The organism is Paraburkholderia sabiae (genome assembly GCF_030412785.1).
In the GTDB taxonomy this organism is placed as follows: domain Bacteria; phylum Pseudomonadota; class Gammaproteobacteria; order Burkholderiales; family Burkholderiaceae; genus Paraburkholderia; species Paraburkholderia sabiae.
This window is the reverse complement of the sequence record NZ_CP125297.1, coordinates 44,610-58,288: the sequence shown is the minus strand read 5'-3', so window position 1 is coordinate 58,288 and position 13,679 is coordinate 44,610. Positions and strand designations below refer to the sequence as shown.

The window sequence follows — 13,679 nt, the reverse complement described above, 5'->3', positions numbered from 1 at the left end:
TTTTTGGTTCCTGGTCTCTTCAAGGGATCAGTACATTTTCTACCATCTTAGGTCCTCGTCATGCAGGCGCGTTGGGGGACGAAACTATCTCGCAAGTGTCTGAAGCGCGTTGCGCACGTGAGACCTTCACGTCTCACCGCCTTCTATCCGCCGGCGGACAGCCGGCCGCATCCTATGCGCGTTACGCTGGAAGGTTCACCAGGAGTATGCCCCATCTATATCGTTCGGTTGCTATTGAGCAACCCGGCAACTGCTCGGGCATATTCCGTTCAGACCGGCGAGTATCTGTTTCATTAGTAAGGGTCCGGTGAAGTCAGGTTGAGGTTCGCGGCCTGCGCATAGGAGCATCGTGTCCATCATAAAGTGATGGAGACGTGTACACGATGGCGGACGACGATCGGATTGATGATGGAGTGGTGCCGGTAATAGAGCGTCGCAAACACAGCCGGGAATTCAAGGAGATGGTGGTGCGCGCGGCGATGCAACCGCACGTGTCGATTGCGGCGGTGGCACTGCATTACCGCCTGAACGCAAACCTGCTGCGCCGATGGGTGGTGGCAGCGCGACAGCATGTGGGTGCCCATCCGGCGCCGGACGAAGCGCAGCCGCCACCGACGACGGCATTCGTGCCACTACAACTGCAAGCGCCAGTGGCTGCAACTGATCGTGGCGAGATCCGCATCGAGGTCCGCCGCGGAGCTGCCACGATTACGCTTTACTGGCCGGTGTCGGCGGCCGATGATTGCGCGGCCTGGCTACAGGGGTGGTTGCGATGATCCGCATCGACGCGATCTGGCTGGCAACTGAGCCCGTGGACATGCGTGCGGGCGCCGATACGCTGCTCGCACGCGTGGTCAAGGTATTCGGCGCGGCGCGCCCGCACCATGCTTACCTGTTTGCCAAGCGGCATTCGACGCGAATGAAGGTACTGGTCTACGACGGCCTGGGGATCTGGCTGGCCACGCGGCGCCTGAATCGCGGGCGGTTTATATGGAGCAACGGCGAGCAGGCCGTTGCACTGCCGCTGAACCAGGAACAGTTACGGGCACTGGTCACGGGACTGCCGTGGCGCACGCTGGCCAGCGATCACGCCATTACCGTGGTGTGAAGGCGACGCGCACGTAAACAGTTTCGCTTCCTGATGCGTGGTGTGTCTGGCAGACTCGATGTCATGGACCTGCCCGTCGATCTCACCACGCTCAGCCCTGACCAGCTTCGCGCACTGGCCGCACAGCTGGCCGTCCAGCTTGCAGACAGGGAGCGCGAAGTCGGTGAGAAGGAACGGGAGCTGCAATATCGGCAAACCCGTATCGACCAGCTCACGCATGAACTCTCGGTCATCAAACGGCAACAGTTCGGCAAGCGCAGCGAGCAGCTCAATACGGAACAGATGAGCCTGCTCGACGAAGCGGTCGATACGGATCTGGCCGCGATCGAGGCCGAGCTCGAGCAGCTTCAGCCAGATACGCCCGAACGCAAATCACGACAGCAACGTGCGCGACGCGCACCATTGCCGGCGCATCTGCCGCGCACCGACATTCATCACGACCCGGATACCACGACATGTCACTGCGGCTGCGAGCTCGAGCGCATTGGCGAAGACATCAGCGAGAAGCTTGACTACACGCCAGGCGTGTTCACAGTCGAGCGACATATCCGCGGCAAGTGGGTGTGCCGTCAATGCGAGACGCTGACACAGGAACCCGTGCCCGCGCACATCATCGACAAGGGCATCCCGACGGCCGCGCTGTTGGCCTGGGTGCTGGTATCGAAGTTCGCCGATCATCTGCCGCTGTACCGGCTAGAGCGCATCTGCGCCCGCGCAGGACTGGCGATTCCTCAGTCGACACTGGGCGACTGGGTGGGCGTGTGCGGCGTGCGACTGCAGCCGCTGGTCGATGCACTGCGCGAACAGATCCTGCGTCAGGGTGTACTGCATGCGGATGAAACGCCTGTGCAGATGCTCAGTCCGGGCAAAGGCAAGACACATCGTGCGTATCTGTGGGCGTATACCACGACGCAATACGCGTCGCTCAAGGCGGTCGTGTATGACTTCGCCGACAGCCGCGCTGGCGAGCATGCGCGCGCCTTCCTGGGTGACTGGCAGGGCAAGCTGGTGTGCGACGACTATAGCGGCTACAAGAACAGCTTTACCCGGGGCATCACGGAGATCGGCTGTGCTGCACATGCGCGACGCAAGTTCTTCGAGCTGCATGCAAACCATCAGAGCGAGATCGCCGGGCAGGCATTGAAATACTTCGGCACGCTATACGAAATCGAACGGGAAGCCGCGGTGCTTGATCCCGATGCACGGCGTGCGCTGCGCCAGAGCCGTTCGAGACCGGTGATGGATGCGTTGCATGCGTGGCTGAGCGCGCAGCGGTGCCTGGTTCCAGAGGCCTCAGGAATTGCGAAAGCACTGGACTACAACCTCAATCGCTGGGCGGCGCTAACGCGCTATCTCGACGATGGGCACGTGCCCATTGATAACAACTGGGTTGAGAACCAGATCCGTCCTTGGGCGACCGGGAGGAAAAACTGGTTGTTCGCGGGCTCGCTTCGCGCCGGCGAACGTGCCGCTGCCATCATGAGCCTGATCCGCTCGGCACAGTTGAACGGGCACGATCCGCTCACCTATCTGAAGGACGTGCTCACGCGCCTGCCAACACATCGCGCTTCTGACATCGAACAGTTGCTTCCTCACTGCTGGGCTCCCGCCTTGCCCGATCACAGCTAGCCAGCTCGCTCCCGTGCCTTCACCGGGCGCTTACTTTCATTACCCAGGTCGTCATCGATAACCGTCGCATCTGGCCAGCCAAGTCCGCGTGCGCGATCGGCAAGCCCGTATTGGCGTAACTGGCTCTCGCGATTGTGGTGGACCTGATCCAGCGTTGACTGACGGACGTACACGTATGCACGACGGGGAAGGTGTTCAGCGCCGATCTTGCTCATCACGCGCCTCCGCTTCGATGACGTCGATCAACGCGAACATCAGCAGCGCCAGTTGCGTCACCAGCTCGGCTTGAATCTCCTCTGATACTAACGCCTCCGGCACGGTTTCCTCGAACAGATCCTTCTGCCTCGTCATCTGGTTGTGCATCTTTGCCTCCCTCAGGTGTTACCGCCGCAAAGCACGATAACGCCGTGTCGACCAGGCGCAGAAGTTCAATCAGCACCGCATGAGGCAATTCCGGCTGGACGACGACAGACATGCGGGCGGCATCCTCGTCTGTCATCCACGGCGGAAGACGCGTCAGGGTGCCATCGGGCTGCCGGATAGTCAGATACGACTCGCCCCGGTAATTGTTCATCCCGATGACGGTTATCCGTTCACCGCAGCGAGGGTGAAACGGATAGCGGATGATCACATCATCGCAATGACGATGGGCAGTGTGTAGTGGGTTCGCCGGGAGTTGGCAAGACACACCTCGCGAGTGCACTGGCCTATCGGGCAACACAGGCCGGCATCAAGACGCGTTTCATCACGGCGGCGGACCTGATGATGCAACTGGCGACGGCGAACCAGCAGAATCGATTGCGGGAGTTCTTCAATCGGGCGGTCGTCGGGCCGAGGCTCCTCGTCATCGACGAAATCGGCTATCTGCCGTTCGGGCGCGAGGAAGCGAACCTGTTCTTCAATGTCGTCGCCAAACGCTACGAGCGCGGCTCTATTGTGTTGACGAGCAATCTTCCGTTCACACAGTGGGCCACAGCGTTCGCCGACGACCAGACGCTAACCGCTGCCATGCTCGACCGGCTTCTTCATCACGCCCATATCGTGCAAATCAGTGGTGAGCGCTACCGGCTGAAAGACAAGCGCAAAGCAGGACAAACAGGAACGCGGGCAGGCGCGAAAGCAGCCGCGTGACACAGGGCCCGGGTGGATCAGATTTACTTCGACGAATCGCCGAAAGGCTCAGATTTGAAATGCGTGCTTGACAACGAGGTCACCGCAAGAGCCGACGTCGCTGAGAGTTGCCCTCATTTCTTGAACGTGGGGCAAAGACTCAATCCTGCGCCGTCAGCTTTTCTGGGCCCTCACACCGTTTGTCCGGAACCCCACATCTCCCACATCCGTCGGCACGATTGGAAGAAATGCGTCACACAACACCGAGACGGCCAGGCTCCGTTGGCAGAGTCGTACTCGCATGCAACGCCAGCGACCTTCAGTCGTACGCCTACCTCGTGCACACGCTCACCGGATGGCCACCGCGCGGACCTGCTGCGATCTGGTTGAGCGCTTACTGCCCGCCATCGCAAAGCTCAAACCATCGCAGGGCATTGAGTTCGACTGCGCCGCGCTTGAAGCTCCTACCCATCGATGCACATGTTGTCGCGTTGGCCCAACTATTGCGTTTGCTTTCCGCGGACCATTACGAGTGGATTGAATGACGACTCAACACAAAATCAAATCTCACGGCGCTGCAGTCACAGCTAGCGTTTTTGCGTCCGCGCCCAACACGGTTGCCGAGCCTGCGCCTGCGCCGAACCCGCGACCGTTGTCTGGACGGAATCACGGGCGGAACTGCGTACACGCGCGAGGAATGCCGCCACTTTCGTCGAGCGTGGCTTATTTGGGGGCGAGAATGAGCGTTCTCAGCGCCAATCAACGGGTAATGCGGGCCACTGAAAATCAGTGGCACAAGATTGCCGCGCTCCTGCTGATGAAGTTGCCTGGCGAGAAGGCGCGTATCAGGGTGGTCATGACGACCGCCGGCAAGAGGTCTTGGAACCGCGAGGCGGGCGCGAGGCAGTTCTCGACGGCAATGGGCGAACTGCATGGATTCGGCCGGACTACGGCTGAGCCGTGCGATGGCATGCACGTCGCGTTCTGTTGGGCAACACCTACGGAGGCAGCATGACCTGCATTGTGGCGCTGACGGATGGCAAGAAGGTCTACATGGGTGCAGATTCGGCCGCAGCGGGTGGTTCGTACATGACGGTGCGCGCCGACCCCAAGATTTATCGGGTGGGGCCGTTCCTGATCGGCTTCACTTCGTCCTTCAGGATGGGGCAGCTTCTGGGCCATAGTCTGACCGTCGCGCCGCGCCCGGAAGGTACCGATGTGTTCGTCTTCATGTGCACGACGTTCGTTGAGGCGGTACGTGAGTGCTTTACCCGCGGCGGATACGCGCGGAAGGACGGCGAACGGGAATCGGCTGGCACTTTTCTGGTTGGACACGAGGGGCGCATCTTCCGGATTGACGGCGATTATCAGGTTGGTGAAAACGCCGTGAACTTCAATGCCTGTGGTAGCGGCGAACAGGCGGCGCTGGGCTCGCTGCATACCACCGCCGGCATGCCGATGCGGCCAGAAATCAAACTCGAACGCGCCCTGGCCGCGGCGGCCGAATTTTCAGTGGGCGTCCGTGGCCCGTTCCGGATAGAAGTGCTGGACGGCCAGACCGTTCAATGATCGAACGAAGACAAAGTACGCAAACTGTGACCTACCAGCCGCTCACTGACGACGAATGGGTGGTGGTCGAGCCGCTCGTCGGCCCCAGACGCCCGGCCTTGGCCGTCCGCGCGCCGCCGGTCTGCGGGCTGAACCCCGTCCTACACGTGTTCACCACGAAGTGCCTGTGGGTGCATCTGCCGCAGAACCTTGGCTACCCGCCCCACATTACCGCCCGGTGCAACTTCAAGCGCTGGCAGTAGAACAGCACGATGGACGCCGTGCTTGCGGTTCTGGCGCAGCAGGACAAGACGGTAGCCTTCCGGCCGCCGCGACGTCTATGCCGATCGCCTTCTGGGGCGTAGCTCGCTTCAGTACGCGGCCATGCAAGTCACGCCGCGGTACGACAACTACTTCGCTGAACACCGGGCGGTTCCGGAAAGAAAGTAGTAAAACTGACCTGATGTACGTCTCCCCACGGGCCATTCCGACGTATCTCGATAGCGCTGAGGGGTCGATTTGATTGCCGAGCTTGCATGCGCTCATGGTCGGGAATCCGCGGGGGCGTTGTGGCGGAGCGCGCGCGGCGCGAGTCGTACCCGGCGCTGCCCATGCCGCGCATGACCAAACACCTACATGTTCAATGGCGACAAGGATCCGCCAGTCGGTGAAGAACGGCCTGCATGCGGTGAACTTCGGCGGCCGCCAGGTCGACACCACGAGCGGCAAGTTCGAGATCACCTGCTCGGTGAAGAGGCGACGCTGATCGGCAGCGGCCCGGAATCGCTGAAGTACGTGAGCATGATCGGCAACGACATGTCGCTCGACATGGGCGTCGGCGTATGCGGCAAGGAAGGCCAGAGCGTGCCGGTCGGCGTCGGCCAGCCGAACCGGATCCTGAAGTCGATTGCGCCAGCGTTGTTTTACGGTGTGTTCGCCTATGGTGCCATGACCACGGTCATTACGTGGTGGCTGTACCGTCCGTTTATTCGCTTGCAGTTTGAATCGACCGTGGCGCAAGCCGATCTGCGCTTTGGCATCCTGCATGTACGGAACTGCGCCGAAACCATTGCTCCGTATCGCGGCGAACAGGCAGAGGGCACGAGCATCGAGAAACGCTTGCAACGGGCGGTTGGTGTCGCACTGGCGACCTTGCGATATCAACTCGTCACGAATACCGCAGAGGCCGGTCTTGGCTTGATTTGGACCCTATTGCCGGTGCTGGTTTTCGTGCCACTGTATTTCAGCGGAAAAATTACACTTGGAACGGTTACCCAAGGCGCCGCTTCCGCAGGGCTGCTGCTGGGCGCGATCCAGCGAATGACAGGATTCGTGCACACATTTGCGACGGCGGCGCCTCACGTGGTGCGACTCGCGCAAATCGTCGAAAAAGTACAGGAAGTCGAGCAGGAAGGCGCTGGTCGGGACGACATGATCACGTTTCATCGTGGCCAAGTCATCCGGTTCAATCAACTTACCGTCGAGACGCCAGGACGAGAACGCACGCTGTTGCGGAACCTGTGCCTGACGCTTTCCGCTGGCGAGCACCTGCTGATTATGGGGCAGACCGGAGTCGGCAAAAGCTCATTGTTGCGGGCGATGGCGGGCCTGTGGCGCGCGGGTAACGGCACGATTACGATGCCGGACACCGATGAAGTGCTGTTCTTGCCACAACGGCCGTACATGCTACTGGGTAGCTTGCGCGAGCAGATCCTGTATCCGGCGATAGCCCGGGTGTTCACCGACAGTGAACTCCAGGCATTCTTGGTCGAGGCATCACTGCCCGATCTCGCCGCCCGGCATGGTGGCTTTGACAGTGTTATCGATTGGTCGCGCGTGCTGTCACTCGGTGAGCAGCAACGGATAGGCTTTACGCGTGCACTGGCTGCCCAGGCGCGTTACGTTTGCCTGGACGAAGCAACGAGTGCGGTCGACGTGGCAACGGAAGCGCGGCTGTATGAGGTTGACCCGGTTCGACGGACGGATTTGCGGCCAGCGATTTGATGCGATCTAACCTCCGTTGAGTGTTGAGTCGCGGGTTGTCCACGGGCGGGCGGCGGGTCGCCTGTCTCGACCATGACGCTGCCCGCCGGTGGGCAACCCGCAAGGCGATACGGTTTGCCGTTTAACGTTGATGTTTTCGAATTCAAGCGGCGAACGGTAGCCGATGCTGCTGTGCAGGCGGCGTACGTTGTACCAGCCCTCCAGGAACCAGAAGATGCGCTGCCTGGCCTGTTCGTGGGTCGCAAAGTGTTCTCTGGAGAGTAGCTCCGCCTCAAGCGTGCCGAAGAACGATTCGCACATCGCGTTGTCGTACGCGTCGCCGGCCGTGCCCATCGACGGCTGCACGCCGGTTTCGCGGCAGCGCCGTTCGAATGCAATGGACGTGTATTGACATCCCTGATCCGAATGTAGAATTACGCCCTCGTGGCGTCGCTGCAGCAACGCCATATCGAGTGCACGCAACATCAGTTCGGTGTACAGATGGCGTGACATCGCCCAGCCCACGATTCGGCGACTGAACACGTCGAGGACTACGGCCAGATACAGAAACCCCTCACCAGTCGGGATGTAGGTGGCGTCCGCTACCCACAGCACGTTTGTCGGTGCAGCGTGCGGATACGCTCGAGCAGTTGCGCATCGCTGCATGAGCGTTTCGATGGCTCTCGCACCAGCCATGCGTAGTAGCCGCTCGTGGAGACCCTGAGCAGCCGTGCCATTGTCGCAATGGGCCACCTGGCCCGGTTCGCTCTCATGAATCCGTACCGCCCTTCGGCGGAACGGCTCCCGTCTCCCTCGCGAACCAGGCCGCGGCCTGCGAGAGAATGTCCCGCTCCATCTTCAGTTGCCGGTTCTCACGACGCAACCGTGTGAGTTCCTGCCGCTCGGCCGTGGTCAACCCGTCGTGACGCACCCCCGCATCGCGATCGGCCTGTGCGACCCAGTTGTTGATCGTCTGTTCGGTCGGCTCAAACTCGCGCGCCAGCTCCTCGGGCGTTCTTCCGGCTTTCACCAGTTCGACCATGTGGGCCCGGAATTCCACAGGGTATGGGGTACGATGCCTGCCCATCTCGACACCTCCTGATCAAAAGCATAGGTGTCCGTTTTTGCGGGTCAACCTCAGTACAGGCTGCTCGCCCTGCGCGGCATGACCTGCGTGAGTGTCGGGCATCGACCGTCGCTGCTCGCGTATCACACCCTGGTGCTGGAACTACAACCGGATGGGAACGTGCGTTTGGTCACCGTCGACCGGGGCCGCGAAGAGGTGAATCGCCCGAGCGACGAGGATGTCCTCTGAGCGCTCCTGTCGGCAGACATTCGTTATCGTGAATTGACCCGCCCCCGTAAACAGGGCCAGCCGGAGTCTAGTAAAGTTCGGTTTCGGAGAAGAAGACGAACATGAAGAAGCGCTTTACGGAACAGCGAATCATCGGGTTTCTGAAGGAGCCGAGGCTGGAATGCCGGTCAATGAACTGTGCAGGAAGCAAGGGTTCAGTGACACGTCGTTCGCAAGCGGTAGTTCCGACTCATCTGGAACCGATGTGTGAGAAGGAACAAGATTGCGTCCGCAGCTTATGACTGACCTACAAACTGACTTTGACTTCCTGCCATTGCGGGTGATCGGTAAGTCGGCCGTAAGCGCTCCTTTGAGCACACCGCTCGTCGGGACTGTTCAGTGACCGAATGATTTTGTGAGGCGCCGTTGTCTTTCAAGCTCTTCATGAAGCTGGCGCCGATGCCGTCTGAAGGTGAAAAGGATCTCCCTCATGATGCGCAGTAGCTCCCCGGCCTGTGACGAATCCATCCCGCTTCTCTGCGCTTCCTGAACGCGCTCTTCTTGCAGGCTGATTCGCTGCAGCGCTTCCAGGATATGGCGATCCGCGAGCGCTAGCGCTGATTCTTCCTCAGTCAGAAGCATCACGGTGGCCTCCCGGTTCGAGATCGCCGCAGCAAGCGTCGCGCTTGTGCCTGCACGAGCATACACCTGGCAAATCTGACGTGGACGTCCTCGCGGCGGATCATCCAGCAATGCCGAATTGCGCGGCCTTCAGCACGAGCGACTTCTGAGCGCCGACTGCGCGAAGGCGCCGCAGGCGCAAGCAACGGGGCGTTGTCGCAGGTTACGTCAGACAGGGGCGCCAATTTCGGCGGAGCGTTTCGCGAAGTTGAATGGCAGCAGGTCAGCGACATCGGCGTCCGGCCCGCGCTGTGGCAATTCGGTCAACACATGCACGAGGTAGGCGTATGGCTCGACGTTGCAGGCCCGACATGTGAGCATCAGAGTGTAGACCATTGCGCTTGCTTTCGCGCCAGCAACCGAGCCATGAGTTCCTCCTTATGGAAATGCTTTTCTAAACGCCGGAACTGGTTGTTCGCGGGCTCGCTTCGCGCCGGCGAACGTGCCGCTGCCATCATGAGCCTGATCCGCTCGGCACAGTTGAACGGGCACGATCCGCTCACCTATCTGAAGGACGTGCTCACGCGCCTGCCAACACATCGCGCTTCTGACATCGAACAGTTGCTTCCTCACTGCTGGGCTCCCGCCTTGCCCGATCACAGCTAGCCAGCTCGCTCCCGTGCCTTCACCGGGCGCTTACAGACCACCTCTGTTTTCCGGCGATCGTCGCCATTTACTCACCGAGGTCCTGTCTTGCGCTCTGTCTCGTTTAAGACATTGATGTCGCAAACGTGACGACACGATGCCAACTAGCGCGGCGGGAGGCGCATCGTTTTCTAAGGAGTGTTTTCAGAAAGTCGTTGGCACATCGGTTGCTTGAAAGGGGGGCCGTTGACCATAACAATCTAACAACCCACTCCTAACAGTTCAGATGACATGAGCTCAGATGAAACTTGCTCGATCAATCCTGATGCTGCCATGGCCGCCGCGCGCGTATCGTGGCGAGGTCTCTCACCTCATGATTGGGTTGTCAAGATTGGGCTACCGCTCCCCGGCTAGGTCAGGACGGTGCCGTGTCAAGAAATGGAGCGATGGCAGTGGAAACATGGCTTGGCAGCTTCTTGCCTGCCTGCCCCGTGCAAAGCCACACCTTGGCTTTGCGCTCGGGAGCGCGCGGAAGCCGCGCTTCTGGGTCAGAACAATGCTCTCCGCGCTTCCACAATAATGACTTGCCCTCTATTCCTGGGATCAAACAATATGATTGTGCGTAGCCTGAACGATGTTGAAGCGACCGATCACTTCGTCGAATGGGGAAATGGTACTAGCCACCGCCTCCTTACGGCTAAGGACGGCATGGGCTTTAGCCTTTGCCACACCGTAGTGCGCGCTAAAACGGTCTCGCTTCTCCAATACCGTAACCATCTCGAAGCTTGCTACTGCATCGCCGGAGAGGGCGAGGTAGAGGACATGGAGGGTAATGTCTTCGTCCTTCGCAAGGGCGACATGTATGTGCTTGACAAATATGACAAGCATCTTCTGCGCGGGGGACGGGACAAGGACATGATCCTCGTTAGTATCTTCAACCCGCCTCTCGACGGAACCGAGTGCCACAACCTCAACGACCCGAAAGGCTCGGCATATTAAGCAACGTGAACCGCCCCCGGGCTTGTCTAGGCGGCCATCTGGTTGAGTTATGCGGCTATGCTTGGTTGTCCGGCATCGCGTCTCCGGCCTCGGCCGCGGGAATGTTTGCGATGGACTCGAGGAGGCGTCGGTTGTTGGTCAATCGAACCATTGGCCGCAATTGAGGTTCCCCGCACACCGCGACGGATGCTCGTTGGCGTGATTCAGAACTATCCGAACCATACGGACTCGAACCTCGGGTGAAAACTTGTCGTGGTTCTTTTGGCGAATCGTCAAAGTCTTCGAGCCACCGGAATGCGCCAGCGCGCCAACTACTCCGCAGGCGCTGGATGCGACTCACGGTCAACGAGGACGTCCTCTAGCAGGCTGCGGAAGTACCGCTGAAACGCGTCATCGCACAGGGCTCGTGAAGCGTTGATAGAAGGAGCCCAACTACCCGATGGAGATTATGCGCGGCGCCGACATATTCACCGAGAGTCTGTTTTCCATGCGCTAGCTGGACGACTTCATTCCGCCGTCACATCCGCTGCGTGCGATTCGCGTCATGGCGAACGAAGCACTCCCGAAGATGGATCGGCTGTTCGCCGACATGTACGAAGCCGACATAAAGGGCGGGCGGCCGAGCATCGCGCCGGAGAGGTTGTTGCGGGCTATGCTGATCCAGATCCTATGAGGCGTCCGGGCGCCGAGAGACTGATGCCTATGCAACTCGCCGATTATCTCGCCCGTCGCGCTGTCCAGTGCCGCGAACAAGGCAGTCGTGCTGTGGCGCATGCAGTCGTGGGTACGTCGCTCGGCAATGCCCAGCGCGAGCGGCAGCATGGGCTGCGTGCGATTGCCGCACCTTGTCTGCAAACAAGGGATCGCGTGAGAGCTTGAACTTCTTCTGGCGATGTGGTTAGAGGCCGAATGCATGGCAGATTCGCGGTAGTGCGGTCTGCAATAGGCTCATCTCGCGCGCGATCGTGCGCGTACTCTAATGCCCCACACCGGCAGGCATGGACTCCAGCATCTTCGCAATGACCGCGTCGACATGCGAACCCTCGATCGTCCTCGGCGCACTAGGACGAGGCGCATCGAGCAAGCCATCCAGACGATGAGCCACGAAGCGTGCGTACGCCTCTTCGAAACGGTTTGTTGAGTGACTGGCAGTTCTGCAGAAGCGGTCATATTGTCGCCGCCATCGGCACACGCCAACGCAAATCCGGGCTCGCAATGCCAACGCCTGCATAGTCTTACGCCGCATCGTCGATGCTTTGAGCTGTTCGCGCTCCGATTCACTCAACACGAGTGCCGTCTTGGGTCTTCCACTCCTCGCCACATCTAGCAGGCTGCGGAAGTACCGCTGAAACGCGTCATCGCGCAGGGTTCGTGAAGCGTTGATAGAAGGAGACCAACTACCCGATGGAGATTATGCGCGGCGCCGACACATTCACCGAGAGTCTGTTTTCCATGCGCAAGCTGGACGACTTCATTCCGCCGTCACATCCGCTGCGTGCGATTCGCGTCATGGCGAACGAAGCACTCGCGAAGATGGATGGCTGTTCGCCGACATAAAAGGCGGACGGCCGAGCATCGCGCCGGAGAAGCTGTTGCGGGCGATGCTGATCCAGGTGCTTTACAGCATCCGCTCGGAGCGGCAATTCATGGAGCAGGTGCAATACAACCTCCTGTTTCGTTGGTTCATCGGCCTGGCAATGGATGACTTGGTGTGGGTGCCCACGGTCTTCACGAAGAACCGCGAGCGGTTGATCAATCACGATGCCGTGATCGAATTCTTCAACGAAGTGGTGGCCATCGCTCAGAAGAAGGATCTGCTCTCGGGCGAGCACTTCAGCGTAGACGGCACGCTGATCCAGGCGTGGGCGGGACACAAGAGCTTCGTCCGCAAGGACGATGACGATCAGGATGACGAAGGCAGCAGCGCGGGCGACTTTAAAGGTAGCAAGCGCAGCAACGAGACGCATCAGTCCGGTACCGATCCTGATGCGCGGCTCTACCGGAAAGGCAAGACGGGCAGCGAATTGCGATACATGGGCCATACGCTGACCGATAACCGGCACGGTCTGGTGGTCAACGCGCGCGTGACGCGCGCTGACGGGCATGCTGAGCGTGAAGCGGCCAAGATCATGATCAACGACGCGCGGCAAGCACTACAGGATGCGGGCGCAGAGATCACGTTGGGCGCGGACAAGGGTTACGACGCACAGGAATTCATCGAGGCCTGCTACGAGATGAAGGTCACACTGCACGTAGCGCAAAACACCTCGGGGCGGCGTTCGGCGGTGGCCGATACGATTGCCTCGAGCGCGGGCTACGCTATTTCCCAGCAAAAGCGCAAGCTGATCGAACAAGGCTTTGGATGGGCGAAGACCGTGGGACGTATGCGCCAGGCGATGGTGCGCGGGTTGAAGAAGGTGGATCAGATGTTCGTGTTGAACATGGCAGCATACAACCTCGTGCGCCTGCGATCCTTGGCACAAGTCCGTCCGTAGTGACGGAAAACGCGGAAATGAGGTCGGGAATTGGCCTCAAAACGCTTAAAGGGACGTTGAATTCGCATTGAATCTGCACGATGCGAAAAATCTTGCGACGCGAGTCGCGTAATAAGAGCGGGGCCTCTTTAACTCGAGTGTACTTCAGCAGCCTGCTAGGAGTACGTGCCGTCCATCAAAAGTACGCAACGAATAATTCAACGAACTTGGAACTCGGAACACTAGCACACTGACAAACAACGATTCC

General features: G+C 59.9%; 10 protein-coding genes and 9 pseudogenes. 13 read left to right on the top strand and 6 right to left on the bottom strand.

Annotation, left to right across the window (positions count from 1 at the left end; all coding sequences use genetic code 11):
• The first annotated feature begins 383 nt into the window (after positions 1-383).
• The 3 genes from tnpA to tnpC all read left to right on the top strand — a co-directional run bounded on the left by tnpA (position 384) and on the right by tnpC (position 2,737).
• On the top strand, positions 384-776 hold the full coding sequence (gene tnpA / locus QEN71_RS40025; RefSeq protein WP_290468292.1) for an IS66-like element accessory protein TnpA: 393 nt from the start codon (positions 384-386) through the stop codon (positions 774-776).
• Positions 773-1,108, top strand: a complete 336-nt coding sequence (gene tnpB, locus QEN71_RS40020) for an IS66 family insertion sequence element accessory protein TnpB (RefSeq protein WP_290468291.1) — start codon at positions 773-775, stop codon at positions 1,106-1,108. Before tnpA ends, tnpB begins: the two co-directional genes overlap by 4 nt.
• A 63-nt stretch (positions 1,109-1,171) precedes the next feature.
• Positions 1,172-2,737, top strand: coding sequence for an IS66 family transposase (gene tnpC, locus QEN71_RS40015; RefSeq protein ID WP_290468308.1), 1,566 nt, complete (start codon positions 1,172-1,174; stop codon positions 2,735-2,737).
• Here tnpC and QEN71_RS40010 read toward each other — a convergent pair.
• Both QEN71_RS40010 and QEN71_RS40005 read right to left on the bottom strand, forming a co-directional pair.
• A complete protein-coding gene (locus QEN71_RS40010) occupies positions 2,734-2,952 on the bottom strand; it encodes a recombinase family protein (protein ID WP_322791193.1) in 219 nt (72 codons plus the stop codon). The two genes, tnpC and QEN71_RS40010, sit on opposite strands and share 4 nt — an antisense overlap.
• Positions 2,933-3,100 carry a hypothetical protein gene (locus QEN71_RS40005; RefSeq protein ID WP_290468290.1) on the bottom strand — a complete coding sequence of 56 codons (168 nt, stop codon included), beginning with the start codon at positions 3,098-3,100 and terminating at the stop codon, positions 2,933-2,935. Before QEN71_RS40005 ends, QEN71_RS40010 begins: the two co-directional genes overlap by 20 nt.
• A 294-nt stretch (positions 3,101-3,394) precedes the next feature.
• Here QEN71_RS40005 and QEN71_RS40000 point away from each other — a divergent pair.
• The 5 genes and pseudogenes from QEN71_RS40000 to QEN71_RS39980 form a co-directional block, all read left to right on the top strand.
• Positions 3,395-3,868: pseudogene (locus QEN71_RS40000) on the top strand (ATP-binding protein); the annotation flags it as partial.
• A 718-nt stretch (positions 3,869-4,586) separates the two neighbouring features.
• A complete protein-coding gene (locus QEN71_RS39995) occupies positions 4,587-4,862 on the top strand; it encodes a hypothetical protein (protein ID WP_201662475.1) in 276 nt (91 codons plus the stop codon).
• Positions 4,859-5,416: a hypothetical protein gene (locus tag QEN71_RS39990; protein ID WP_201662472.1), complete on the top strand. Its 558-nt coding sequence runs from the start codon at positions 4,859-4,861 to the stop codon at positions 5,414-5,416. Before QEN71_RS39995 ends, QEN71_RS39990 begins: the two co-directional genes overlap by 4 nt.
• A gap of 548 nt (positions 5,417-5,964) precedes the next feature.
• Positions 5,965-6,283: pseudogene (locus tag QEN71_RS39985) on the top strand (metallopeptidase TldD-related protein); the annotation flags it as partial.
• Positions 6,260-7,399: an ATP-binding cassette domain-containing protein gene (locus tag QEN71_RS39980; protein WP_267909752.1), complete on the top strand. Its 1,140-nt coding sequence runs from the start codon at positions 6,260-6,262 to the stop codon at positions 7,397-7,399. The pseudogene QEN71_RS39985 and the gene QEN71_RS39980, both read left to right, overlap by 24 nt.
• A gap of 6 nt (positions 7,400-7,405) precedes the next feature.
• On the opposite strand, the pseudogene QEN71_RS39975 reads toward QEN71_RS39980, so the two are convergent.
• Positions 7,406-8,465, bottom strand: a pseudogene (locus QEN71_RS39975) (IS3 family transposase).
• Positions 8,466-8,794: 329 nt separating this feature from the next.
• Between QEN71_RS39975 and QEN71_RS39970 the strand changes: the two are divergent.
• Positions 8,795-8,940: pseudogene (locus QEN71_RS39970) on the top strand (transposase); the annotation flags it as partial.
• Between the two features lie 128 nt (positions 8,941-9,068).
• On the opposite strand, the gene QEN71_RS39965 reads toward QEN71_RS39970, so the two are convergent.
• Together QEN71_RS39965 and QEN71_RS39960 are read right to left on the bottom strand one after the other, a co-directional pair.
• Positions 9,069-9,317 (bottom strand): hypothetical protein, encoded by a 249-nt coding sequence (locus tag QEN71_RS39965; RefSeq protein WP_201662467.1) that lies wholly within the window; start codon positions 9,315-9,317, stop codon positions 9,069-9,071.
• Between the two features lie 204 nt (positions 9,318-9,521).
• Positions 9,522-9,716: pseudogene (locus QEN71_RS39960) on the bottom strand (transposase domain-containing protein); the annotation flags it as partial.
• Between the two features lie 36 nt (positions 9,717-9,752).
• On the opposite strand from QEN71_RS39960, the pseudogene QEN71_RS39955 reads away from it, so the two are divergent.
• From QEN71_RS39955 to QEN71_RS39945, 3 genes and pseudogenes are all read left to right on the top strand, one after another.
• Positions 9,753-9,959, top strand: a pseudogene (locus QEN71_RS39955) (transposase domain-containing protein); the annotation flags it as partial.
• Between the two features lie 591 nt (positions 9,960-10,550).
• Complete coding sequence (locus QEN71_RS39950) at positions 10,551-10,937, top strand: ectoine synthase (RefSeq protein WP_201662464.1); 387 nt, start codon at positions 10,551-10,553, stop codon at positions 10,935-10,937.
• Positions 10,938-11,433: 496 nt separating this feature from the next.
• Positions 11,434-11,607: pseudogene (locus tag QEN71_RS39945) on the top strand (IS5/IS1182 family transposase); the annotation flags it as partial.
• Between the two features lie 20 nt (positions 11,608-11,627).
• Here the strand turns inward: QEN71_RS39945 and QEN71_RS39940 are convergent.
• Positions 11,628-12,258, bottom strand: a pseudogene (locus tag QEN71_RS39940) (helix-turn-helix domain-containing protein); the annotation flags it as partial.
• A gap of 92 nt (positions 12,259-12,350) precedes the next feature.
• Between QEN71_RS39940 and QEN71_RS39935 the strand changes: the two are divergent.
• Positions 12,351-13,432 (top strand): annotated as a pseudogene (locus QEN71_RS39935) (IS5 family transposase).
• Positions 13,433-13,679 lie beyond the last annotated feature (247 nt).